The following is a 23,846-nucleotide window of genomic DNA, read 5'->3' on the forward strand; positions in this document are numbered from 1 at the left end:
AGATCGGTGTCAGAGGAGAATCGTGGCGGTCCAAAGCCGGGTGGGCACGCGATCCTGGACATGGTTGGACAGCCGGCCCGCCGCGAGTCGGCCGGCGACAGCGCCCACAAAGCTTCGCCGCCACCGTATTGTCAACTCGCACCTGGGGCGGCCGTCCACCGCCGTGCCGTGCCGAGCAGGTCGGGCGGGGTGCGCGCCGAAGGAGAGGGAAACCATGCGGATCACCGTGCTGGGCGCGGGTTCGTGGGGTACCACGGTCGCGTCCGTTCTCACCCGCCGGGATCACGAGTCGCTGATCTGGGCGCGCAGCCCGGCCACGGCTGACGAGATCAACGCCAAGCACACCAACGAGCGCTATCTCGAAGGTTTCCCGCTCCCCGGCCGGCTTCGCGCCACGGCCGACCTCGCTGAGGCGGCGGCTCACGCGGAGTTGCTCGTCGTCGGCGTGCCGACCGGGGCGTTCCGCGACACTCTGGTGCAGGTCCGGCCGAACCTGCACCCCTGGATCCCGGTGGTGAGCCTCAGCAAGGGTCTGGAGCGCGACTCACTGCTGCGGATGACCGAAGTGATCAAGGAGGTGTTGCCGGGGCATCCGGCCGCCGCGCTCACCGGCCCCAACCTGGCCAAGGAGATCATGGCGGGCATGGCGGCGGCCACGGTGATCGCGACGGAGGATCTCACCGTCGCCACGGAGATCCAGCGGGTGTTCCGGCGCGGCCTGCTGCGCGTGTACACCAACCACGACGTGATCGGCTGCGAGGTCGGTGGAGCGCTGAAGAACGTCGTGGCGATCGCCACGGGCATCGCACAGGGCCTCGGCGTCGGCGACAACACCCGGGCCGGGGTGATCTCCCGCGGGCTCGCCGAGCTGACCACGCTGGCGGTCGCGATGGGAGGCGAGCCGAGCACGCTCGCCGGGCTGGCCGGGATGGGTGACCTCGTGGCGACGTGCATCAGTCCACAGAGCCGCAACCGGCACGTCGGCGAGCAGCTCGGGCGGGGACGGAGCCTGGACGACATCCTCGCCGAGATGGGGCAGGTCGCCGAGGGGGTCAAGACGGTTCACGCCGCGGTCCGGCTGGCCGACCGTCACGGGCTGGCCATGCCCATCACCCGCACGATCCATCGTGTCGTCACCGGCGACATCACCGCCGAGCACGCCTATGGCGGCCTGCTGCGTACCCACCCGGCCGGACACGAGTCCGACCCCGGGTGACGGTCAGCCGTCGGTGATGCCGTCGCACGGGGCGTCCGGCGCCGGCGGGCAGCAGCAGGCGAGGTAGCTCTGCAGTTCGGCCAGCCGGGCGCCGATGGCGGCGGGGTCGGCCCGGTACCGCACGAGTCTGCCGTCGCGGGTCGCGGTGACCAGGCCGCCGCGGCGCAGGATGGCCAGGTGCTCGCTGGCGGTGGACTGGCCCATGCCGCAGCGGTCGGCGACTTCGCCGACGGTGAGTTGCCGTCCGCCGGCGAACAGCAGCATCACCTGCTGCCTGGTCTCGCTGGCGAGGGCTTTGAGGAAGTCCTGGGATGCCCCGTCGAGGGGTGGAGGTTCGGTCATCGGATATCAGTCTGCCCCACAACAACGTTTCGTCTTTTCCCGATGTGACGATACATTGCTCGCATGACGTCCGTAGATCTCGTTGTCATCGGCGGCGGGCAGGCCGGTCTGGCCACCGCCCACGCCGCGCTCCGCCGCGGGCTGCAGCCGGTGGTGCTGGACGCCGCGGCCCGGCCGGGTGGCTCGTGGCCGTCGTACTACGACAGCCTGACCCTGTTCTCCCCGGCCCGGTTCTCCGCGCTGCCCGGCATGCCGTTCCCCGGCGATCCGGACCGGTACCCGCTGCGTGACGAGGTCGTCGACTACCTGACCGCCTGCACCGCCGCCCTCGACGCGGAGGTCCGCCACCACAGCCGCGTCGAACAGGTCACCGCCGACGGCGACGGGTTCACCGTCACCACCGTGGACGGCACACCCGTCCGGGCCGCGACCGTGGTCGCGGCGAGCGGCGGTTTCGGCACGCCGTACCGGCCGGCACTACCGGGCCTCGACGGGTTCACCGGCACGGTGCTGCACGCGGGGCGGTACCGCACCGCCGAACCGTTCACCGGCGCGCGGGTGGTGGTCGTCGGAGGCGGCAACTCGGCGGTGCAGATCGCGGTCGAGCTCGCCGCGGTGGCGACGGTGAGCATCACCACCCGGAGACCGCTGCGATTCCAGCGGCAGCACATCCTGGGCCGCGACTTCCACTGGTGGCTCGCCCGCACGGGCCTCGACACATCGCGGTTCGGGCCGCGGCTGGCGAGCGGGACGGTGCCCGTGATCGACGACGGCCGGTACCGGGCGGCGATCCGCGCCGGCCGCCCCGACCACCGTCCGCTGTTCCGGCGGCTCGACGGCGACCGGGTGGTGTGGGCCGATGGCGCGACCGAGCGCGTGGACGTGGTGCTGCTGGCGACCGGGTACCGCCCGCACCTGCCGTACCTCGTCGGCACCGGCGCCCTCGACGAGCACCACGCCGTCCTGCATACCGGTGGAGTGTCGACGACCGTGCCCGGACTCGGGTTCGCCGGGCTGGAGCGCCAGCGCAGCTTCGCCTCGGCCACCCTGCGCGGTGTCGGCCGGGACGCCGCCCACGTGCTCGACAGCCTGGTGCGCCGTCCGGGACGGCACGCGGCGGCACGGATGGCACGGTGAGCACCGTCGCGGTCGCGGCGCTGCTGATCGCGTCGATGCTGGCCGTCGGCACCGCCGCGACAGTGGACGACTTCCGCGGTCTCGCCGCCCGCCGAGGACTCGTGGTGAGCGCGGTCGTGATCAACGTGGTTCTGGTACCGGGGCTGGCCGTCGTGCTGGTGACCGCGGCCGGCCTCCGGCCGGAGGTGGCCCTCGGCGTGTTGCTCGCCGCCGCCGCGCCGGGTGGCGGCACGGGCGCCCTGCTCACCCTGCACGCCCGCGGTGACCTGGCGATCAGCGCCGCGTTGCAGGTGCTGCTCGCGCCGATCGGGTTGGTGGCGGTTCCGCTGTGGGCGACGGTGGCCGGTCACGAGGTGATCCCGTCCGGCACCGCCGGGCCACTGCTGATCGGCGGTGGGCTGCTCGGACAGGTGGCGCCGCTGGCCGTCGGCATGTGGCTGCGCCGGTCCCGCCCCGAAACGGCGGCACGGGCGCACCGGATCGCGCGCCGGGTGGCGGACGTGCTCCTCGCCGGCCTGGTCCTCTACTTCGTGACCACGGGGGTGGGCCGGTTGCCGCAGGTGGGATGGGCCGCGGTGGCCGTGATCGCGCTGCTGGTGATCGCCGCCCTCACGCCGGTCGCCGTCGCGTGGCTGGGCGGGCCCGCTGAGCGGCGCGCGGTGGCGATGACGACCGGGGTGCGGAACCTGACCCTGGGCTTGTTCTTCGCGGACGCGGCATCGCCGACGGTGGTCCTGACGGTGCTGGCGTACGGCCTGATCATGTACGCGGTGTGCGTGCCGGCGGCCTTCGCGGCGCGGGGATGGCCGGCACGCACCCGAGAATCGTGACGCCGTCAGCGAATACCCCCATGGGTACCGGGTGAGCGCCGCCGGTCAGCCGTGATGGCGGGTGTGTTCGCCCGAGGGGACCGGGCCGGGTACTGACGGGCCCTCCCCCGCGCCGCGCAGTGCCGGACCGATCACGACGGTCGACAGGGCGAACATGGCCGCGAAGCCGGCGACCGCCAGACCCGGCGCCCACCAGGTGCGGAACCGGCGGCGCAGTCGCAGCAGCATGGGCAGCATCGCGGCCAGGCCGAGCACGCCGAACAGCACGGTGCCGCCGATCCCGGCCAGCAGTGCCGTGCCGGCGAACAGGCCGACGTGGTGCAGCAGGTGCGGAGCCAGGCCCATCACGCCACCGAGCACCGCGCCGAGGCTCCACCGGCGGTCGCGACGGGCGGGCCCGGGGCCGCCGCTGGAGCGATCCGCCTGGTCCCCGGCCGGCACCGCCGGGCAAGCTCCGGCCCGGCGCTCAGCCATGGGACGCCGTCCCCGCGCCGCCCGGCCCGGCCGCGGCCTCGACCAGCGTGGTGAGCGCGTCGATGACCGCCGGGCGCTGCTCGGCCGGGATGTTGCGCAGCAGCTCCGCGAAGCGGGCCGCGCGTGCGGCGGCGAGTTCGCCGGCGGCCCGGCCACCGGCCGGGGTCAGCTCCAGCCACACCAGCCGCGCGTCACCGTCACGCTCGGCGCGGCGCGCCCAGCCCCGATTGATCAGCTGGTTCACCAGGCGGCTGACGGTGCTCTTCTCCAGCCGCAGCCGCCGGCCCAGCTCGGTCTGTGTCAGCGGCCCGTCGCGGTCGAGCTCACCCAGCGCGTGCGCCTCGGAGCTCGGCACCGGCTGCCCGCACGGGGTGCGGTCGGGCTGATGCAGCCCGAACGCGCGGACGAACGCGCTGATCCGGCCTTGCAGTAGCAACGCCTGGTCGAGATCGTCACCTGACATGGTTCGACCGTACAACCATATGGTTCGACCGTACAACTAATTGACACGGACGGTCGCCGACGGGATGTCAGCGCCTCCTTCTTGCCGGCGTCGCCGGCGGTGGCGGCGATCAATCCGCGGGCGGGGCACGGCCGGACGGGAGCTGGAGCCACGGTCCGCCTCGCGGGCTTGAGACAAGGATCATACGGTCGGACATCGATGTCGGCCGGTTCGTCAGTGGACCGTCCACCTCGGCTTTGAAAGGATGCAGACCTCGCCAACGGATCGGGGGAACCGTGGCAAGTTTGGGTGTGGTGATCCCAACGCACCGCGGCTCAAGCCTGCTCGATCGCAGCATGCGCTCGCTGGCTCGGCAGACGCTGACGCGCGACGTTCATGTCGTCGTGGCCGTGAACGACACCCGTGCCGACAGTTACGACCGCGCCGTCGACCTGGCGCCCGCGCTTCGGGCCGGGGGCGTGACCTGCACCGTCATCCGCACTCCCCCGGGCCGGTCCGCGGCGTTGCGGGCCGGCGACCGCCTGCTGCCACCCGGCCCCCGGCTCTACCTCGACCAGGACGCCGCGCTCTCGCCGGGCGCGGTCGCCACGCTGCTCGCGGCGCTGGCCCCCGGGACCGGGGTTCATTTCGCCGCGCCGGTATTGCGTCTCGCCCCGGCGCGGAGCGCGGTGACGCGGGCGTACTACCGGATCTGGCGCGAGCTGCCGTATGTGCGGCGATCCCCGGCGACCTTCGGGGCGTACGCCGTCTCGGCCGAGGGCCGGTCGCGCTGGGACGAGCTGCCCGACATGCACTCCGACGACAAATGGGTCCGGTGGCACTTCGCACCGGACGAGCGCCTGGTGGTCCCCGCCGAGTGGTACGAGGTCGTCGCGCCCGACGGCCTGGCCGACCTGGTCCGGGCGCGGCGCCGCTACCGGCGCGGCAACCGGGAGCTGGTGGGTCTCGCGGCGCAGCCGCCCTATCCGGACGACCACATCCGTTACCGGGGAATCGTGCGATCGCTGCTGGCCGACCCGGCGGCGTGGCCGTCCGCCGCCGTCTTCCTGGCCGTGCACTCCGCCAGCGGGCTGACGCCGAGCTGGCTCGGCCGCCGGGCGCGCGGTGACTGAGGTGGGTGGACGGGTCGATGTGGTGGTCCCCGCCCACAACGAGCAGGCCCTGCTCGGGGCCTGCCTGAGCGCGGTCGTCGGCGACTCACGCGGTCTGGACGTCCGGGTCATCGTGGTGGCGAACGGGTGCGACGACTCCACGGCGGACATCGCCCGCGCGGTGGGCGAGCGGGCCGCGAGCAGCGCCGGTGTCGAGGTCGTCGTGGTCGAACTGCCGGCCGCGGGCAAGCCGGCAGCACTGAACGCGGCGAACGGCCACCTCCGAAGCGTCCCGGTCGTCTACCTCGACGCGGACACGGTGATGACCCCCGGCACGTTGAGCGCTCTGCTGGCAGCGATGGACGCGGCCGTCGGCCCGGTGATGGCGGGACCGAGGCCGATCCTGGTCCGCCCCGGTGACCGGCTGAGCCGGGGTTTCGCCGCCGTCTGGTCGCGCCTGCCGTCGGTGCGGGGTGACGTGATCGGCGGCGGCTGCTATGCGGTCAACACTCAGGGCCGGCAACGGTGGGGCGCCTTTCCGGACCTGATCGCCGACGACGCCTACGTCCGCTCACTGTTCACCAGGGACGAACGCGTGGTCGTCGACGGCGGCGGCATGCTGCTGGTCCTGCCGGAGGGGCCGGAACTGAGCCGGGTGCTGGCACGATGGCGTGACGGCAACGCCGAGTTGGGCGAGTCCGCGTCGCCGGCCGCGGGCGGTGGACGCAACGCGCGGGCGGTGCTCGCGGCGCCCGCGCTGTGGCGTCACGTCCCCGCCTTCCTCTGGGTGCAGGGGACCAGCCGGCTGCGCCGCCGCGAGCGGTGGGCCCGGGCCGACGGCGTACGAGCGCCGGCGCCCGCCTCTCGCCCCGATGACCTGCCGGATGACCTGGTGGTGGTCGGTTCGGAGTCGAACGCGGTCGGCGAGTTGCGCGCCCTCGCCGTCCGGTTTCCCGCGGCCGGGCTCTACGGCGGCCCGACGGTCCGGCGGCCGGCGCTGCGGCGCGCGATCGCCTTCTGTCTCGGGCTGACCACTCTGGAACGGCATGCCCCGGTGGTCCTCGTCCAGCGAGCCCTGCTGCAGCGGCTCGGTGGCGCCGACGCCCGTTTCGGTGACCACGGTGCGGTGACCGACCTGTGCCTGCGTGCCGCCCGGCAGGGGATCACGCCGGTGTCCATCCCGATCCGGCCCGCATGGCCACAGCCGGACGTCGTGAGCGTCCTGCGGGACGAGATCCTGCTCCACCGCGAGCACCTGCCGGCCTGGGCCGGCCGGCTCGCCTGCCGCGCGCTCACCCTCGGCGTGCGCCTCAGGGCGCTGGCCCGGCCCACGCCGGTGTGGACGACCGCGTGGCGGCACCGAACCGAGTGGGCTGGCACGGCCCGGCGCTCCCAGCCGGCGGTCCGGTAGCACGCTGTACAGACGACGAGCCGCCGTCGAGGTCGAGCCGGATGAGTGGGGGCCGCGTCAACGGCGAGCTGACATGCGCGATTCAAGCCACCTCAGGATGTGCAGCCCCTGTTGTCGTTGCATGCGGCGCAGCCCTGGCAGGCCTGGCACGTCCGGAAGCAGTCCCTCGCGCCAGGCCCGCCCGGCCAGGCCCGCGAGCGCCACATTCACGTGGTCGGCTGGTGCGTCAGTCCACGGGGAACGCCGCAGTATGTCCTCGGGATTCTGTCCGCACAGGGCCAGATCCGGGATCAGCCGCACCAGGTCCAGCCACCCCGGCGCTGTCCACAGGTGGGTCCAGTCGACGATCCGGAGCTGTCCGTCCGGCTGCCGGATCACATTGTCGCGGCGTAAGTCGCCGTGATGCAGCGCGGTATCAGCAGCAAGTGCGTGCGGCCAGCGGCTCTCCAGTTCGGCGAGCACTGCCACCGGCACGTCGGCGGGCAGCGACAGCCCTCGCAGATGATCCACCCGGATCGGGGCATCGACATCGTGGTCGGCGCTGCGGCTCAACGCCTGCCAGGTGCCGAGCAACGGCATGAACGCCTCCGCGTAGGCAGACGTGCCGATCACCGGGCACGGATCCATGACCTCGCGCATACGTTGCAGGACTCTGAAGAGTTCCGGCTGGTCAGCGCTGTTCCACCACGTCACTGTCTCGCCGTCGACGACTTCGTGTGCGGTCACCCGCCAGTCGTCGACCGCCGCGAACCCCACGAGCCGGGGAGCTATCTCGCCCACGGCCTCGGTCAGGACCGCACCGGCTTCCACCGCCTCACCGAGACCGTCGCCGACGGGCGCGGCTTTGACGAACATCCGCGCGCCGGAGCCGCCGATGACAACAGACGCGATGGATCGAGTGAATCCGGCCGGAGCGGCGCGTTCGGCGAGGATCGGGCTTCCCAGTATTTCGGACACCGCAGCCCGCACCGCGTCAGGCGCGTCTGCCAGCGACGGTCGTTGGAGCATCGCCTTGTCATCGTCGTCATCGACCATCGCGCCACGCTATTGCGGCCCAGTTCGGCCGGTTCGACCCGGGCGGCGGGCCGCCGCCGCGCACGACGTGAACGGCAAGCTCAGGTCACCCGGTCGTCCCGGAGTTCGCGCACCAGTGAGGACACGACGGCCTTGAGGCTTCCGCCGTTGGCCGCCGCGACCCGGAGCTGCCGCTGGTAGCTCGCGCCGCGGTCGACGATGTCGCGCACCTTCTCCAACTGCGCCGAGCAGTCGAGTGACGCGGCGATCGGCGCGAGCGCCGGCAACAGTTCTTCGAGGTCCTTGGTGACGAGGAGTTCGTCGCCGGCCGGGTTCTGGATGATGATCGCCTCCATGCCGTAACGGGCCGCCCGCCATTTGTTCTCGCGGACGAACCACGGCTGGAGTCTCGGAACGTCACGGCCGGCGTCGAGTTCCCGGGAGAAGTGTTCGGCAAGGCACTGGGTCAGCGCCGAGATCGCACCGATCTCCCGCACGGTGGAGATCCCGTCGAACGTGCGCACCTCGATCGTGCCCCATCGCGGGGAGGGACGGATGTCCCAGCGCAGTTCGTTCAGCTCCTCGATGACGCCGGTGTGCCGCAGGTCGGCGACCATGGCCTCGTACTGCGCCCAGTCGGTGAGCTGCGGCGGCAACCCCGCGGTCGGCAGTTGCTGGAACATCAGCGCCCGGTTCGACGCGTACCCGGTGGTCTCTCCCGCCCAGAACGGGCTCGACGCGCTGAGCGCCTGGAAGTGCGGCAGGTAGGTGAGCAGGCCGTCGATGATGGGCATCACCTTGCGGCGGTCTTCGACCGCGACGTGCACATGCACGCCCCAGATCATCATCTGCCGGCCCCACCACCGGGTCCGGTCGATGAGGGTGTCGTACCGCGGCTTCTCCGGGGTCACCTGCTGCTGGAACCACTGGCTGAACGGGTGCGTGCCCGACGAGATCAGGTCGACGCCCATCGGTTCCGCGATCGTGCTCACGCGCTCGACCAGGCGGGTGAGGTCCGCGATCGCGTCCCGGACCCGATGATGAGGCGCGCTGACGATCTCGACGGTGTTGGTCAGCAACTCGTTGGTGACGTGTGGAAACGCGTCCGCACGACCGAGCCTCGCGAGCAGTTCCGGGGCGGCGGGGGTGAGCTCGCCGCTGCGCCGGTCGACACAGGCGATCTCCCATTCGATCCCTAGACGCGATCTGATCGATGGGGCGAAGTCGATACCCATGGGCCAACTCTACGAACGCCGGGCGGCAACCGCGCCCCGGCCGGCATCGGCGCAGCGCGGTGGCGCGGGCGGATTACATTCCCTGCGGTGATCGCAACGAGACTGAGAATCACCGCTGTGACCGTGACCGTCGCGGCACTCGGCATGACCGGATGCGCGGCTCCGGGAACAACGGTCCCCCCGGCGGCGGCCTCCCCGAGCGGGCCCTCCCCCGACGCCCATCAGGCGCTGCGGGATTCCGTGTCCGCCCTGCGAACCGGCGACTACAGTTTCACGCGGACGGGCGCCGACTCGGTCGCCGACATCAGGCGGGGCTCTCTTCGCCTGCCCGGCAGCGTCCTGCTGGAGTACGCGGAGACGGCCGCGACCATGCGTGTCGACGGCGCGACGTACCTGCGCTATGCCCTGCACGGAACGGGCGAGTTGCGTGAGCAGTACCTGCAGTACTACAAGAAATCCGTCAAACCGGAACAACTACGCGAGCTCGAACAGATCTATACCTTGCTGGACGGCGCCCGCTGGGTCCGCGCCGACGAGAAGCGGCTGACCGAGGCGGCCGCCGTCGATGAGCAGAGCGGCCTGGACTACATGGCCGCCATGCCCACCACCGAGAAACCGGACGCCACCGGAGCGGGCAGCCTGATCGCCGCGGTGACGAGCGCCGAGCGATCGGGCGAGGCGATCACCGGAACGCTGGACGCCACCAGGAAGGACCCGGAACTGGAGCTGCTGTTCAGCGACCCGGCGTACCTCTACGGGCCGGGAGCCAAAGCCATGCCGTTCCGGGCGACGCTCGACGATCAGGGCCGGCTCACCGAGTTCACCGTCACCATGCCGAGCCAGCAGATGGCCTCGCAGCCGCCGGACCCGGTCGATCCGGAGCCGCCTCTGGTGATCACCATTTCGGGGTACGGCGCGACCGAGCCGCTGAGCGCGCCGAAAGACGCCGCCACCCTGCCCACGCTCGCCTACGACCTGCTCGCCAGAGACACCGACTGACGGCGTGCCGGGGTGAGGGCCCGGGGGGCCGATTTCGAGGATGTTTCTTGACGAGACGCCGGTGCGACGTGCATGTTAACGATCACACCGTGCGGCACGTCACTGCCGCGCCTTCCCCCCGTCCCCCGCCCATAAGGATGTCATCGATGGGTCTTCCCGCTCGATTCCATCGGAAGCTCACCGTCGTGCTGGCCATGACGGTCGTGCTCCTGGCAGCGTTCGCCCCGCCGGCGTCGGCACAGTTCATCAGCGTGCGCAATCCGGTCATCTCCCAGCGCGCCGACACCGCGGTGTACAAGCACACCGACGGCTACTACTACATGACGGCCTCGGTGCCCGACTACAAGCGCCTCGAACTGCGCCGCGCGACCACCCTGCAGGGCCTGGGCAGCGCGCCGACGGTCAACGCGTTCGTCGCGCCGTCCAGCGGAGCGCTCAGTGGCTGGATCTGGGCGCCCGACATTCAGTACATCGACGGCGCCTGGTACATGTACTTCTCGGCGTCGCCCGGCACCGCGCGGTTCGATCAGCGGCTGTACTGGGTCCGCAACACCTGCGCCAACCCGATGAGCTGCTCGTGGAGCGCGCCGCAGCGATTCAACACCGGCTGGGAGTCGTTCCAGCTCGACCCGGCGTCGTTCGTCAGCCGCGGCGTCCGCTACTTCGTGTGGGCGCAGGACAGCCCGTCGACCAACTTCAACAGCCACATGTACATCGCCCGTATGAACGGCGCCACCGGGATCACCGGAACCGCGGTGGAGATCGCCCGGCCGACCGTCAACTGGGAGAAGGAGGGCGTGGCCGGCGTCGTGGAGGGCCCGTCACCGCTGGTGAAGAACGGCCGCGTCTACATCGCGTACTCGGCCTCCGCGACGGACTCGCGGTACAAGCTCGGCCTGCTGTCCTCCTGGGACAACGTCGACCTGCTCAACACCGCATCCTGGTACAAGCACCCCAACCCGGTCTTCCAGACCGCCAACGGTGTCTACGGTCCCGGCCACGGCAGCTTCACCGTCGCCGAGGACAACACCACCGACATGCTCGTCTACCACGCCCGTGACTACGCCACACCGACGCCGGACGCGCTGACCGACCCCAACCGGCACACCCGCATGCAGCAACTCCTCTGGCGCGAGAACGGTGACCCGTTCTTCGGCCAGCCGATTCCCAGCACCGTCGTCAATCCCGGCATCCGGGGCCAGCACAGCAACCGGTGCGTCGACAACTACAACCGGGACACCACACCCGGCGCGCTGGTGCGGCTCTACGACTGCAACGGTGGCACCGCCCAGCAGTGGGAGCTCAACTACAAGGCGGGCAGCTACTACGAGATCCGTAACCGCAACACCGGCACCTGCCTGGACGACCTGAACGCCAGCACCGCCGCCAACGCGGACGTCGGCCTGCACGCCTGCAACGGATCGACGGCGCAGCAGTGGACCGTTCAGGATCGCGGCAACGGCTGGATGTCGCTGCGCAACATCGCCGGCAACATGTGCCTCGACAACTACGAGTGGAACGCCGCCAACGGCGCTCGCCTGTCCCTCTACCCCTGTAACGGCACAGCCGCCCAGCTCTGGCGCCTGGGCTGAGCGTCCGCCGGGGCGGCGGTACGACCGCCGCCCCGACGGATCCGTTTCGCGCGGCGACGACCGCGTGACCCCGGGATCAGGCGGGTGTCAGGCGCCAGAGGTTGTCGGCCGAGCCGTTGTCGGAATCCTGCACCACCTGGGTGCCGCGGGCGGTCCCGCCGTTGAGGACGGCGAGGAGTTTGCCGGTGTGCACATTGCGGATCTTGTAGGTGCCGTTGCCCTGGTCGAGCAGGGTCCAGCGATGGTCGGCGGTGCCGTTGTCGTCCCATTGCAGGACGCGGGCGTTGTCGGCGGTGGACATGTTCTCCACGCCGAGAACCTTGCCGCTGTTGAGGTTGCGGAAGCGGACGGCGGCGCCGTCGGTGATGCGGATCCAGCGGTGGTCGGCGGTGCCGGTGTCGTCCCAGGTCAGCGCGAGGCCACCGTTGGCCGTGGACATGTTCTGGATGCCGAGGACCAGGCCGGTGGCGGCGTTGACCAGCTTCCACGTGGCCGCGGCGGCGGTGGACCAGTAGACGGTGTAGTTGATGCCGTGCGCGTCGTGGAACGGCACGAGATTGACGGAGGCGCCGTTCGCGGTGGCGGTGGTCCGGGTGACCGACGAGACGTTCAGCGACGGCAGCGCGCTGAGAGCGGTGTCGCCGTAGTTCCCGGCCAGCACCATCGGGCCGTACGTGATCGCCTGGACGTCGGGGTTGTCGGGCGCCGGGCGCAGCACCACCCGCATCGGCAGCTTCACCGTGATCGTGTCGCCGGCGGCCCAGGTCCGGGTGATCGTCGCGTAGCCGCCCGATGCGGGCGAGGACGTGATGGTCCCGTTGACGGCGATCGTCGCCCCAGTGGTCCAGGACGGGATGCGGACCCGGATGGCCCACGAGCCGCTCATCGTCCCGGACAGCGTCAACGTGGTGGTGTCACCGGCCGGGAAGGTGGTGGCCTGGGTGACCGTGATGCCGCGCTGTGACCAGTCGAGCGTCGACGGCACGAACAGGTTCACCGTCAGGGTGGTACCGCTGCGGTGGTAGACGGCCTCCATCAGCCGGGTGTTGACCTCGACGCCGGTGCCCTGGCAACACCAGAAGGTGGTGTAGTCGGTGCTCCAGGTGCCGCCGCCCCATGCCGGGCCGACCCCGCGGCGGCCACCGGGCTTCAGCGGGGTGAAGTAGGTGACGTGGCCGTGGCTGTCGGCCGGGTTCTGAGCGCCGATCACGTGGTTGAGCAGGGCCTGCTCGTAGAAGTCGAAGTAGGCGGACCGGTTCGGGTCGAGCAGCCACAGCTCGTGGGTGAGCCGCAGCATGTTGACCGTGTTGCAGTGCTCGCACGTGTCGTTGGTCAGGTAGGAGGCGATCGCGTTCGGTGCGCGGAAGTGCTCGGCCTGACTGTTGCCGCCGATCGCGTACGTGTGGGCGCCGACCGTGATGTTCCAGGCGTTGGCGGCGATGTCGCGGTACCGGGTGGCGCCGGTGGCCTTGTACTCGCGGGCGGCGCCGATCCACTTCGGCACCTGCGTGTTGGCGTGCAGCCCGGCCAGCGCGTCGGTTCCGGCGGCGAGCGGGTTGAAGACGGAGGCGTGGTCGAAGCGCTGGGCGACGGTCAGCCAGCGGGCGTCGCCGGTCTGCTGGTAGAGGTCGGTGAGCACGGCGTTCATGCCGCCGAACTCGGTGCCGAGCATGGCCTGCATCTGGGCGGTGGTGAGCCGGGCGGTGCGGGTGTCGACCCAGGCCGCGAGCGCCAGCAGGACGGTGCGGGCCTGGGTGTTGCCGATGTAGCGCCACACGTCCAGCAGCCCGGCGAGGGTCTTGTGGATGCAGTAGTACGGCACGTTGCCGTTGCTCAGGGTGCGGTTCTCGACCGCGGTGATGTCGGCTTCCGGGAAGCCGGACAGGTACCCGTTCGCGGCCTGGCATCTGGCCAGTTCGGCGACCATGTAGTTGGCCTTGTCCCGGCAGACGGTGTCACCGAGCACGGCCCAGGCCTGCGCCCACGCGGTCAGGAAGTGGCCCTGCACGTGGGAGCGGAACGGGAAGGACGGCGCGTCCCAGCCGCCGTTGGCCGCGGCGCCCCCGGTGGACCGGCCGTGATTGGCGCGGAAGACGTAGAGCAGCCGGTCGACGTCGACGAACCGCAGGTAGTTGAGGGTGCGGGTCTGGTTGTCCAGCAACCGGCCGGCGGTCAGCCGCACCTGGCCGAGGTCGAACGGGTAGGCGGAGACTCCCAGATCGGCGCGGACCGGTGGGATGACGGCCGCGGCGGCCGGGGCGCCGCGCAGCAGGGCGGGGCCGACCGCGCCGGCGATTGCGACGCCGAGGACGGTGCGGCGGGAGACGGGGAGCGGGGACATTCGGCTAAGCCTCCGGGACGACTCGGGCGAGGGCGGCGGGGGAACGCCGCTTCTGTGATCGCTAACAGCCGCAAGCCGACTCGTCGGCGGGCGCCGTGGCATGGCGAGAGGCGGCGCTGCGTAGGCTCCGGCCGGGAACCGGGACGCGGAACGGCACGACGCGGGACGAATTGCCGGGTGTTATCGCTCACACTTTGGTTGCTGCAGATTGAAACACCGCGATAACACGACTGTCAACGCATCGACGACGCCGCATCGACGGGCGGCGGCTCAGGTGAGCAGGAGGACCCCGGCGACAGCCGCGGCGAACACCACGATGGTCCAGCGCAGCACCGCCGCCGGCAGCAGCCGCGCGATCCGGGCGCCCACGAAGCCACCGACGATGGTGCCCGGGACGAGCACCGCGACGACCGCCCAGTTCACCGGGCCGAACGCACTGTAGATCAGCACCGTGGTCAGGCCGACCACGGCGGAGAACACGTTCTTGAGAGCGTTGAGGCGTTGCATCGTCTCGTCCAGCACCAGTGCCAGCGCGGCGACCAGCAGCACACCCATCGCCGCGTTGAAGTAGCCGCCGTAGACGCCGCACAGGAACACCGACAACTGCACCAGCACGGTCGTACGGCGCGGGGAGTTCGTCTTCGGGTGCCCGGCCATCGCCCGCAGCCTGTCCTGGAAGGCCAGCATCGCGGCGGCGGCCAGCAACAGGAAGGGCACCACGATGTCGAAGACCGACCGCGGGGTGAACAGCAGGATCCCGCTGCCGCACAACGCGCCCACGACGATCGTGGGAATGATCGTCCGTATCCGGCGCCGTTGACCGGCCAGTTCGGGGCGGCTGCCGAGGGCGCTCGCGGCATAGCCCGGAGCGACCGACAGCGCGTTGCTGACGTTGGCGGCGACCCCCGGCAGGCCGAGACCGACCAACAGCGGGAAGGTGATCAGCGACCCGCCACCGGCGATCGCGTTGACGGCACCGGCCACCAGACCGCCGCCCAGGAGGATGAGCCCCTCTCCCGGTGTCATGACCCGCCCTTCCCGCCGCCCGGTGAACAGCCGGGGAGACCGGCCGTCGATGTGCCTAGTCCTGGTGCTCCCGGACCTTCTCGACCGGCCAGCCGATGAACTCGGCGACCTCCTCGGCGTCACCGGACAGGGCCCAGTCCTCGATCGCGTTGGCGAGGCCGTCGGGCAGTCCCTCGGTCACGACGTACGTGAGGCCGGCGTCCTCCAGGACGCGGTCGTAGTGGATCCACCTGTCGTCGGGATCGAGTTCCTGGCCCGCGGCCAGGAAGCCGCCGGGGCCGTCGTTGCCGGCGGCGAGGATCTCGTTGGTTCGCCAGTCGACGATGTCCCAGGCGGTCTCGCCGATCTGACCGCCGGTGACGATCCGGTTCCCCTGGGCCTCCAATTCCGAGATCCGCTCCCCGATCTTCTCGTTGTCGGCACGATTGGCTTCGAGCGCGTTCTGGATGTGGGTCTTCACAAGGTCGGTCATGGCGGTCCCCCGATGATCATTTGGTGGCGTCGTGGAGCATACGTGCGCCCGCGGCCCGGGCACACGGACCTCACGGCGTGGTGGAACGAGCAGTCCGGTGCAGGGCGCGCACGTACTCGCCGGGTGTCCGGCCGACGGCCGCCCGGAACTCGTTGACCAGGTGCGCCTGGTCGGTGTAGCCGAGCCGGGTCGCGATGTCGGCGGCGCCGGACGCGCCGTCGACCGCGAACTGCCGGGCCGCCTCCTGCAACCGCACCCACCGCCGGACCCAGGCCGGACCGTGCCCGATGGTCTCCCTCAGGGCCCGCTGGACGGTCCGCGCCGATCGGCCGGCGGGCAGCGGGTCGCCGCGGTTGATCGCGTCCACGGTCTCGTTCGCGAGTCGTTGCCGGCCGGTCAGCGGCCGCTCGGCGGTCATCTCGCTGATGATCTCCGTGGCCCGGGCGATCCGGGTCGCGGTGTCCGGCGCCGCGGCGACCGCGCGCAGCAACGCGTACAGCCGGGCGTCCAGGGCGGGACCGACGGCTAGGGTCCGGTCGGCGACCGCCTCCGGGGTCAGGTCGCTGACCACGGCGAGCCCGGCCGGGCGGAGCCGGATCGCAAACCCGGCGCCCCAGCCGGCGATCTCGCGGGTCCACGCCCGCCGGTGCACACCGGTCACCACGAGTTCGGCGGGAACATGACCGGCCTCGACGGTGAGGGTGACCGCCGGGTCGGTGAGGATGCGCTGATCGATGCGTTCGCCGCCGGGCAGGTTCCACGCCACGGTCCAGAAGTGGTCGACCACCTCGCTGATCGCCGCAGAGGCCGGATAGGTGGTCGCCGCGTACCGGGCGAGGTTCTCCGGATGCAGGACCCCGGACCGGTCGGTCCGCCCGATCGGTTTTCGCGTGCCGGGAATCCTGTCGCGAATCTCCAATACCCTCCCCCGTCGTCGCGGCCAGCATGACGGGCATGCACAGCACCAACTACGTCAACACTTTCATCCAGGTCGCCGAGGACTGCACGGCGGTCGCCGCGTCGGTCCCCCCGGAACGGGCCACGGCCAGCGTCGCCGAGCTGACGTTCCGGATGATCGCCGAAGCGCCGTACCAGCACACCTCCGACGACGTGGTGTTCACCGTGTGGGCGGACCGGCGTGGGGTGCCGGAAGCCGACCGCGCGGCCGCGCGGGAGCAGTTCTTCGCCAAGGGCCAGCCCTGCCTGCGTTCCAGCGACCTCGGCAAACGGTACGGCTGGGGCTTCCACTTCGACGCCGCCGGCCGGGTTGCGCTGATGCCGGTGGGCTCCGCCGAGTACGCGCGACTGGCCGCCGGCCAGGCCCCCGACGGCACACCGGTCTCCGTCACCCGCGCCATGCGCAGCCGCCGCTGATCCCCGCGCCGCTGATCACCTCGCGGCGGGCGCCGGAGACGACGCCCAGGACGTACGCCGTGGGCGGCCCCTGGCGGTCGCGTCCCGCCCGTCTCGTCCCGGCCGTCTCAGGACTGTGCCAGGCGCGCTCTCCCGAGCCGCCTCACCGGGTCCCAGCATCGGTGAGCTGCGGCGAGCGCCGTGCCGCGCCGGGTGATCGCGGGTGAGCTGGAACCTGATCATCGGGAGAGCCTAGAACGGGCGGGCCCGCGACGGGCCGCCCCGTTCGGGCATGGCGGTGGCCCGTCCCGGCCTCGACGGCCGCCGTTCACCGTGGCATCCGTATCGGGCCGGACGAGGTGGAACACCACTCGGCCGGAAGCCGCCGCGATCCGCCGACGACCGCATCTGATCAGATGATCGATCGCCAACCGCCCACCGCCGACATTGTCGGTCACCGACGACAGATCAGCCGGATCATCCGACGGCGCATACGCATACACCACCGGCACCGGCAACTCCCCCAACGACAACCGCGTATCCGGCCGGGCACCCACCACGATCAGACCATCGACCCGCCGCGACAACAACGCCCGCAGATGGTGCTTCTCACGGATGGCGTCACCCCGCGCATCACACAGGAACACCGACGTCTGATCCGAACCGAACGCGTCCTCCGCACCCATCAGAATCGGAATCGAGAACCGCCCCTCCACATCGGACGTCAACAACCCGACCGTACCGCTGCGCTGGGTGATCGGGCCCTGCGCGAAGGTGTTGGGTGAGAACGAGAGCTGCTCGGCTGCCTGGATGACCCGTGCTTTGTTCTCAGCACAGACCTACGGCCGGCCGTTGAGCGCTTTCGAGGCGGTGGCGACCGAGACGCCGGCCAGCCTCGCCACATCACGCGGGGTGACATCGCGGTGGACCTCGCCCGCCGGCTTGCCGGCCGCCGACCCTCTTGACAACAAAATCTCCATCACATTACGTTTTCGAAAACGTTTTCGGCACTCGAAGCCTCAGGCAAGCCCTCGCTACCGCCCTGAATGGATCCCTTGCTCACGTGCTCATTCGCGTGGAAGGACAGCGGCCAGCCTAGCTCACTCAGCGGTAACTCCGAAACATCCGTCCGAAACCACACACACCGTTGGGCACGCTCGTTCGGCGTCCGCGCGCCTGACAGCTCAAGGAGGAGCACAGTGAGAACACGGATAGACCGCGGCGTCCGCAAGGCGGTCGCCTCGGCGATGGCTCTGGGACTCGTGGCCGCGCTCGCGGCCTGCGGGACCGACGACAAAGCCGGCGGCGCGACGGCGCCGGTGACCGCCGAAGGCGTCGACGACGGCGCCGAACTGACGCTGTGGACCCGGGCTCCGCTGGAGCTGCAGGCCAAGGCGCTGGTGGAGGCGTACAACACGTCGCACAAGAACCAGGTGAAGCTGACCATCGTCCCGAACGACGACTACGTGGCGAAGGTCGGCGCCGCGGCCGGCAGCAAGAACCTGCCCGACCTGTTCGCCGCGGACATCGTCTACGTTCCCAACTTCACCGAGGCCGGGCTGTTCAGCGACATCAGCGAGCACATCGGCAAGCTGCCGTACGCCGACAAGATCAATAAGGGACACGTCACGGCCGGCACGTACGAGGGTAAGAAGTACGTCCTTCCGTTCGTCCTCGACCTGTCGGTGATGTTCTGGAACAAGGCCCTCTACAAGGAGGCCGGCCTCGACCCGGAGAAGGGCCCGGCCACCCTCGACGAGTTCAAGTCGCAGGCCCAGGCCGTGCAGAGACTCGGTAAGCCCGGCACCTACGGCACCTATTTCGGCGGCAACTGCGGTGGCTGCAACGTCTTCACCTGGTTCCCGATGATGTGGGCCAGCGGCGCGGACGTGATGGACGCCGAGGGTAAGGAGTCCCTGCTCGACGGCCCGGCCGCGCAGAGGGTCTACAGCACCTGGCGCGAGCTCCAGGCCGCCGGGGCGATCGCGCCCGGCTCGAAGGACGAGACCGGAGCCACCTGGGTCGCCGCCTTCCAGGAGGGCAAGATCGGCGTGATGCCGTACCCGGCGACCCTGCTGCCCACGGCCGCCAAGACCGTCGACGTCGGTGTGGCGCCGATCCCGGGGGCGACCGCGGGCACCGGCTCCACCTTCGTCGGTGGTGACGGCATCGGCATCTCGAAGGACTCGAAGAAGCACCCGCAGGCCTGGAACTTCCTGTCCTGGCTGACCTCCGAGGCCGCCCAGGTCGACGTGCTCGCCGCCGGCAACAGCACGGTCGCCCGCAGCGACCTGACCGCCAACCAGCACTCGGCGAAGGACCCGCGGGTCGCCACCATCAACCAGGTGGCGGGCGCACCGCAGAGCCGGACACCGGTCGCGAAGAACTTCCAGCAGGCGTTCAACGCCCCGGGCAGCCCCTGGGTGACCCTGCTGCGCAACCAGGTCTACGGCGACGCCGGGACGCTCGCCAAGGACAACGCCGCCGTCACCGGCGTGCTCGGCCAGTGACGACGGCACGGCGCCGGGACCGCAGGTCCCGGCGCCGTGCGCCGACCGACTCGCGGAGGAACAACGCGACATGCCACCGACCCCGACCCTGACCGCCGCTCCGGACGGCGTCGCCGCATCGCCCGCCGCGCCCGGCAGGCGGCCGCGGCGACTGTCCCCCGCCCTCACCGGCTGGGCGTACGCCACGCCGACCGCCCTATTCGTACTGATCTTCTTCGTCGCGCCGATCCTGCTGGTGGCACAGATGTCGGTCTCCGACTGGGGACTGTTCACCGGCGACCGCGGCCTCAACGCCCCGGAGAACTTCACCAAGGCCGTCGGTGACCGGCTGTTCTGGCCCGCGGTCTGGTTCACCGTCAAGTACACCGTCGTCACCACCGTCATCCTGCTCGCCCTGGCGCTCGGGCTGGCGCTGGTCGTGCAGGAGTCGAACCGCTGGACCGGGTTCCTGCGCACGTCGTTCCTGATCCCCAGCGCGCTCGGCCTGGCCTCCGCCTCGCTGCTGTTCTACGCCCTCTACTCGCCGCAGAGCAGCCCGCTCGGCTTCCTCGGCGTCGAGTCGTTCCTCGGCACCCCGGCCACCGCGCTGTGGTCGACCGTGACGCTGATCGTGTGGCGGTTCGCCGGCTTCTACATGCTGCTGCTGCTCGTCGGGCTGCAGGGCATCTCCGGCGACGTCTACGAGGCGGCCCGGCTCGACGGCGCGAGCCGGTGGCAGACCTTCCGGCACGTGACGCTGCCGCTGCTGCGGTCGTCGCTCGCCCTGTGCACCATCCTCTGCGTCACCGGGTCGATGCTCGCGTTCGACCAGTTCTACCTGCTCACCAAGGGCGGGCCGGACAACAGCACGATCACCATCGTCCAGTTGATCTACAACATGGCGTTCTTCGGCCAGAACAACCTCGGCCGGGCCGCCGCCCTCTCGATCCTGGTGCTCGTCGCGCTGCTGATCGTCAACGTCCTGCAGTTCCGCGGCCTGCGCGACAAGGAGAGCTGACCGGTGTCCCGCACCCTCATGCTGCGTACCCCGCAGCACGTACTCACCGGTGGCCTGGCCATCGTCTTCCTCTTCCCGCTCGCCTGGGCGGCGGTGGCGTCGGTCAGCCCGCAGCCCGGCACCGCGCAGATCTCCGGCTGGGGCCTCGGCAACTACCAGACCCTGGCGAACTACCAGGCCGGCGTCGTCCAGTACCTGATCAACTCGACGGTGGTGTCCGGGCTGACCGTGGCGGTCACCCTGGTCGTGTCGGTCCTCGGCGGGTACGCGTTCGCGCTGTTCCGGTTCCCCGGCCGCAACCTGCTGTTCCTGATCACCCTGGCGATCCTGATGGTGCCCTACGCGACCCTGCTGATCCCGCTCTACGTGCTGCTCAACGAACTGGGCCTGCAGGACTCCCTGATCGGGCTGTCGCTGGTGCTGGCCATGTTCCAGCTGCCGTTCGCCACCTTCATGATGCGCATCTCGTTCGAGGCGATCCCTGCCGAGTTGCGGGAGGCAGCGCTGATCGACGGCTGCGGATCGTTGCGAGCGCTGCGGCACGTCCTGCTCCCGGCCGTCAAACCGGGCCTGATCACCGTCGGCCTGTTCGCGTTCCTGGCCGCCTGGAACGACTTCATCACGCCGCTGGTGCTGATCAGCGACTCCGACAAGGCGCCGCTGCCGCTCGCCGTCGCCAACATGCGCCAGCAGGTGATGGGCATCGTCGACTACGGCGCCACCGAGGCCGGTGTGGTCGTCCTGGCCCTGCCCTGCGTCCTGCTCTTCCTCGCACTCCAACGGCATTACGTCCGCGGCTTCATGTCCGGCGCACTCAAAGGTTGAAACACGTGACGATCAACGAAGTACAGCCCACCGCTCTCGCTCTCGACTGGCATCGGCGGGGCGGCACGCCCGCCGTGCCGAGCCAGGGCCGGCTGCGGCCACTGGGTCTGCGTGAGGTCACTCTGCGCCCCGGATTCTGGCAGCGCCGGCAGGACGTCAACCGCTCCGCCTCCTTCGCCCACATCGAACGGTGGCTGGAACGCGCCGGATGGCTCGGCAACTTCTCCACCGAACCGGAACAACGCCGCGGCCGGGAGTTCGCCGACAGCGAGATCTACAAGTTCCTGGAGGCGATGGCCTGGGCGAACGATCCCGCCCTCGAGGACCGGTACCGGGCGATCGTCCGCCGGGTCGCCGCCGCCCAGCACCCCGACGGCTATCTGAACACCCATTTCGGCCGGCCCGGCCAGCGGCCCCGCTACAGCGACCTCGAGTGGGGTCACGAACTCTACTGCTTCGGGCACCTCATCCAGGCCGCTGTCGCCCGGGCCCGCACCTTCGGCCACGACGAGCTCGTCGACGTGGCGATCCGCGCCGCCGACCACGTCTGCGACGTCTTCGGGCCCGGCGGCATCGAATCGGTCTGCGGGCACCCGGAGATCGAACCCGCCCTGGTCGAGCTCTACCGGGTCACCGGCAACGCCCGCTACCTCTCGCAGGCGGCGCTGTTCGTGGAACGGCGCGGCCACCAGGTGCTCGCCGACATCGAGTTCGGCCGCTCCTACTTCCAGGACGACATCCCCGTACGCGAGGCCTCGGTCCTGCGCGGTCACGCGGTCCGGGCCACCTATCTCGCGGCCGGCGCCGTGGACGTCGCCGTGGAGACCGGCGACACCGGCCTGCTCGCCGCCGTCACCCGGCAGTGGAAGGCCACCGTCGCCCGGCGCACCTACCTGACCGGCGGCATCGGCTCCCGCCACCAGGACGAGGCGTTCGGCGACGACTTCATGCTGCCGCCCGATCGCGCCTACTCCGAGACGTGCGCCGGCGTCGGATCGATCATGCTGGCGTGGCGGCTCCTGCTCGCGCACGGCGACCCCCGTTACGCCGACCTGATCGAGCGCACCCTCTTCAACGTCATCGCCACCTCACCGTCCGACGACGGCACCCGCTTCTTCTACACCAACACCCTGCACCAGCGGGTCCTCGGCACGTCACCGCCGGCCGACACGCTGGTGCCGCGCGCCTCGTCGACCCTGCGCGCGCCCTGGTTCGAGGTCTCCTGCTGCCCCACCAACCTGGCCCGCACCTTCGCCAGCCTCGCCGCCTACATCGCCACCACCGACGACGACGGCCTGCAACTGCACCAGTACACGGCCGCCACCGTCGACACCACCCTGCCCGACGGCCGCCGGATCGGCGTGGAGATCGACACCGACTACCCGGTCAGCGGCCGGATCGCCATCCGGGTCACCCACTCCCCCGGCACCCCGTGGACACTGAGCCTGCGCGTACCGCAATGGGCCGCCGGGGCGACCATCGACGGCCTCGCGGCCGCCCGCGGCCTGATCCAGCTGCGCCGCGACTTCACCCCCGGCGAGACCATCGTCCTCGACCTCCCGGTCCGGCCCCGGCTCACGGCCGCCGACCCCAGGATCGACGCGGTACGGGGAAGCGCCGCCGTCGAACGGGGCCCGGTCGTCTACTGCCTGGAATCGGTCGACCTGCCCCCGCACATCTCCCTCGACGCGCTCCGGCTCGACCCGTCGATCACCCCGGCGGACCGCGACGGTGCGGTGGTCGCCGCGGCGCGCCTCACCGCGCTGCCCGACGAGCAGTGGCCTTATCCGGCGCTGCCGGACCCGGACCGGACAGCCGAGTCGCTGCCGGTGACGCTGCGCCCGTACCACGATTGGGCCTCTCGCGGCCCGTCCACCATGCGCGTCTGGCTGCCGACCACATAGACCCCGGGGCCGCGCCCGCCGCGGCCCCGCCCCCGCCCCCGGCCCACCGGTCGACGACGAAGCGGGTCGTCGCCGCTCAGCCGGTCAGAGGGGCGGACGTTCATCCCGCGATCCGCATGATAGGCATGGAATGACGCCCTTGCGGAGAGGCGGCTCCACCGCAGACGGCTTCCCGCGGATGGAGTAACCCGTTCGGGTGGATGAGTTGAGCTTGAGATGTTGGATTCACGACTGGCTGCAATGAGATGGGACTCTAAGCTCCGACGGCCCCCTGAGTTTCGCGAACGAGGAGAAATCTATGGTCGGGCTCGAGCTGGCTTCGACGGTGGCGGCTCTCCGCCAGGAACTCGCCCATGCCGTCGCCGCGGCGGAGCATGAACAATTCCACTTCCCGGTCGGTGCGATCACGGTTGAGTTTCAAGTAACGGTCACCCGGGAGGCTGAAACCAATGCCGGAGTGAAATTCTGGGTCGTCGAGGCCGGCGCCGCCGGCTCCCTCAGTCGTGAACAGGTGCACACCGTCACGGTGACGCTCGAGCCTCCGGTCGATGGAACCGGTCAGCCGGTCAAGATCTTCGGTAGTTCCGACGTCAAGGGCGAATGATCGAGTCCGG

General features: G+C 70.7%; 24 protein-coding genes. 13 read left to right on the forward strand and 11 right to left on the reverse strand.

Translation table 11 applies throughout. The annotated features are described in order from the left end of the window. Positions 1 to 214: 214 nt before the first annotated feature. Positions 215 to 1,216 carry an NAD(P)H-dependent glycerol-3-phosphate dehydrogenase gene (locus QLQ12_RS09480; protein WP_282758705.1) on the forward strand — a complete coding sequence of 334 codons (1,002 nt, stop codon included), beginning with the start codon at positions 215 to 217 and terminating at the stop codon, positions 1,214 to 1,216. Positions 1,217 to 1,219: 3 nt separating this feature from the next. On the opposite strand, the gene QLQ12_RS09485 is transcribed toward QLQ12_RS09480, so the two are convergent. Next, the gene (locus QLQ12_RS09485; RefSeq protein WP_282758706.1) at positions 1,220 to 1,558 is read right to left on the reverse strand and encodes an ArsR/SmtB family transcription factor; all 339 of its coding nucleotides are present in this window, start codon (positions 1,556 to 1,558) and stop codon (positions 1,220 to 1,222) included. A 63-nt stretch (positions 1,559 to 1,621) separates the two neighbouring features. Between QLQ12_RS09485 and QLQ12_RS09490 the strand changes: the two genes are divergently transcribed. Together QLQ12_RS09490 and QLQ12_RS09495 are read left to right on the forward strand one after the other, a co-directional pair. Further along, complete coding sequence (locus QLQ12_RS09490; RefSeq protein ID WP_282758708.1) at positions 1,622 to 2,695, forward strand: flavin-containing monooxygenase; 1,074 nt, start codon at positions 1,622 to 1,624, stop codon at positions 2,693 to 2,695. Continuing rightward, positions 2,692 to 3,525: a hypothetical protein gene (locus QLQ12_RS09495; RefSeq protein WP_282758710.1), complete on the forward strand. Its 834-nt coding sequence runs from the start codon at positions 2,692 to 2,694 to the stop codon at positions 3,523 to 3,525. The genes QLQ12_RS09490 and QLQ12_RS09495 overlap by 4 nt, the downstream gene beginning before the upstream one ends. A 45-nt stretch (positions 3,526 to 3,570) precedes the next feature. Here QLQ12_RS09495 and QLQ12_RS09500 read toward each other — a convergent pair whose 3' ends face one another. Both QLQ12_RS09500 and QLQ12_RS09505 read right to left on the reverse strand, forming a co-directional pair. Then, positions 3,571 to 3,999, reverse strand: a complete 429-nt coding sequence (locus QLQ12_RS09500; protein WP_282758712.1) for a hypothetical protein — start codon at positions 3,997 to 3,999, stop codon at positions 3,571 to 3,573. Then, on the reverse strand, positions 3,992 to 4,462 hold the full coding sequence (locus tag QLQ12_RS09505; protein WP_282758714.1) for a MarR family winged helix-turn-helix transcriptional regulator: 471 nt from the start codon (positions 4,460 to 4,462) through the stop codon (positions 3,992 to 3,994). The genes QLQ12_RS09500 and QLQ12_RS09505 overlap by 8 nt, the downstream gene beginning before the upstream one ends. Positions 4,463 to 4,797: 335 nt before the next feature. On the opposite strand from QLQ12_RS09505, the gene QLQ12_RS09510 reads away from it, so the two are divergent. After that, positions 4,798 to 5,574: a hypothetical protein gene (locus QLQ12_RS09510; protein ID WP_282758715.1), complete on the forward strand. Its 777-nt coding sequence runs from the start codon at positions 4,798 to 4,800 to the stop codon at positions 5,572 to 5,574. A gap of 1 nt (position 5,575) precedes the next feature. Beyond that, on the forward strand, positions 5,576 to 6,964 hold the full coding sequence (locus tag QLQ12_RS09515; RefSeq protein WP_282758717.1) for a glycosyltransferase: 1,389 nt from the start codon (positions 5,576 to 5,578) through the stop codon (positions 6,962 to 6,964). A 57-nt stretch (positions 6,965 to 7,021) separates the two neighbouring features. Here the strand turns inward: QLQ12_RS09515 and QLQ12_RS09520 are convergent, their stop codons facing one another. Together QLQ12_RS09520 and QLQ12_RS09525 are read right to left on the reverse strand one after the other, a co-directional pair. Further along, the gene (locus QLQ12_RS09520; RefSeq protein ID WP_282758718.1) at positions 7,022 to 7,999 is read right to left on the reverse strand and encodes a phosphotransferase; all 978 of its coding nucleotides are present in this window, start codon (positions 7,997 to 7,999) and stop codon (positions 7,022 to 7,024) included. 80 nt (positions 8,000 to 8,079) lie between these two features. After that, the gene (locus tag QLQ12_RS09525; protein WP_282758719.1) at positions 8,080 to 9,213 is read right to left on the reverse strand and encodes a glutamate--cysteine ligase; all 1,134 of its coding nucleotides are present in this window, start codon (positions 9,211 to 9,213) and stop codon (positions 8,080 to 8,082) included. A 117-nt stretch (positions 9,214 to 9,330) separates the two neighbouring features. On the opposite strand from QLQ12_RS09525, the gene QLQ12_RS09530 reads away from it, so the two are divergent. Further along, entirely contained in the window at positions 9,331 to 10,212 is an 882-nt protein-coding gene (locus tag QLQ12_RS09530) for a hypothetical protein (RefSeq protein ID WP_282758721.1), read from the forward strand. Positions 10,213 to 10,358: 146 nt separating this feature from the next. Further along, positions 10,359 to 11,804 (forward strand): family 43 glycosylhydrolase, encoded by a 1,446-nt coding sequence (locus tag QLQ12_RS09535; protein WP_282758723.1) that lies wholly within the window; start codon positions 10,359 to 10,361, stop codon positions 11,802 to 11,804. Between the two features lie 76 nt (positions 11,805 to 11,880). Here QLQ12_RS09535 and QLQ12_RS09540 read toward each other — a convergent pair whose 3' ends face one another. The 4 genes from QLQ12_RS09540 to QLQ12_RS09555 form a co-directional block, all read right to left on the reverse strand. Continuing rightward, entirely contained in the window at positions 11,881 to 14,145 is a 2,265-nt protein-coding gene (locus tag QLQ12_RS09540) for a beta-L-arabinofuranosidase domain-containing protein (protein WP_282758724.1), read from the reverse strand. 270 nt (positions 14,146 to 14,415) lie between these two features. Further along, the gene (locus tag QLQ12_RS09545) at positions 14,416 to 15,171 is read right to left on the reverse strand and encodes a sulfite exporter TauE/SafE family protein (protein WP_282758725.1); all 756 of its coding nucleotides are present in this window, start codon (positions 15,169 to 15,171) and stop codon (positions 14,416 to 14,418) included. 55 nt (positions 15,172 to 15,226) lie between these two features. Further along, positions 15,227 to 15,643, reverse strand: a complete 417-nt coding sequence (locus QLQ12_RS09550; RefSeq protein ID WP_282758727.1) for a hypothetical protein — start codon at positions 15,641 to 15,643, stop codon at positions 15,227 to 15,229. A 70-nt stretch (positions 15,644 to 15,713) separates the two neighbouring features. Then, positions 15,714 to 16,562 (reverse strand): AraC family transcriptional regulator, encoded by an 849-nt coding sequence (locus QLQ12_RS09555; protein WP_282758728.1) that lies wholly within the window; start codon positions 16,560 to 16,562, stop codon positions 15,714 to 15,716. Between the two features lie 35 nt (positions 16,563 to 16,597). On the opposite strand from QLQ12_RS09555, the gene QLQ12_RS09560 reads away from it, so the two are divergent. Continuing rightward, complete coding sequence (locus QLQ12_RS09560) at positions 16,598 to 17,017, forward strand: DUF6157 family protein (protein WP_282758730.1); 420 nt, start codon at positions 16,598 to 16,600, stop codon at positions 17,015 to 17,017. Positions 17,018 to 17,235: 218 nt separating this feature from the next. Here QLQ12_RS09560 and QLQ12_RS09565 read toward each other — a convergent pair whose 3' ends face one another. Beyond that, positions 17,236 to 17,727, reverse strand: coding sequence for a type 1 periplasmic-binding domain-containing protein (locus QLQ12_RS09565; RefSeq protein WP_328518271.1), 492 nt, complete (start codon positions 17,725 to 17,727; stop codon positions 17,236 to 17,238). Between the two features lie 108 nt (positions 17,728 to 17,835). Beyond that, positions 17,836 to 17,976, reverse strand: a complete 141-nt coding sequence (locus QLQ12_RS09570) for a LacI family DNA-binding transcriptional regulator (protein ID WP_282758732.1) — start codon at positions 17,974 to 17,976, stop codon at positions 17,836 to 17,838. A gap of 219 nt (positions 17,977 to 18,195) precedes the next feature. Between QLQ12_RS09570 and QLQ12_RS09575 the strand changes: the two genes are divergently transcribed. The 5 genes from QLQ12_RS09575 to QLQ12_RS09595 all read left to right on the forward strand — a co-directional run bounded on the left by QLQ12_RS09575 (position 18,196) and on the right by QLQ12_RS09595 (position 23,836). Next, a complete protein-coding gene (locus QLQ12_RS09575; protein ID WP_282758733.1) occupies positions 18,196 to 19,506 on the forward strand; it encodes an ABC transporter substrate-binding protein in 1,311 nt (436 codons plus the stop codon). Positions 19,507 to 19,576: 70 nt separating this feature from the next. Further along, positions 19,577 to 20,503, forward strand: a complete 927-nt coding sequence (locus tag QLQ12_RS09580) for a carbohydrate ABC transporter permease (RefSeq protein WP_282758735.1) — start codon at positions 19,577 to 19,579, stop codon at positions 20,501 to 20,503. 3 nt (positions 20,504 to 20,506) lie between these two features. Next, positions 20,507 to 21,328 (forward strand): carbohydrate ABC transporter permease, encoded by an 822-nt coding sequence (locus QLQ12_RS09585; RefSeq protein ID WP_282758737.1) that lies wholly within the window; start codon positions 20,507 to 20,509, stop codon positions 21,326 to 21,328. A 5-nt stretch (positions 21,329 to 21,333) separates the two neighbouring features. Then, positions 21,334 to 23,232 (forward strand): glycoside hydrolase family 127 protein, encoded by a 1,899-nt coding sequence (locus tag QLQ12_RS09590; RefSeq protein ID WP_282758738.1) that lies wholly within the window; start codon positions 21,334 to 21,336, stop codon positions 23,230 to 23,232. Positions 23,233 to 23,530: 298 nt separating this feature from the next. After that, entirely contained in the window at positions 23,531 to 23,836 is a 306-nt protein-coding gene (locus QLQ12_RS09595) for a trypco2 family protein (RefSeq protein WP_282758740.1), read from the forward strand. The last annotated feature ends 10 nt before the right edge of the window (positions 23,837 to 23,846 follow it).

The sequence above is a fragment of the Actinoplanes sandaracinus genome, from assembly GCF_030009775.1.
Lineage (GTDB): Bacteria > Actinomycetota > Actinomycetes > Mycobacteriales > Micromonosporaceae > Actinoplanes > Actinoplanes sandaracinus.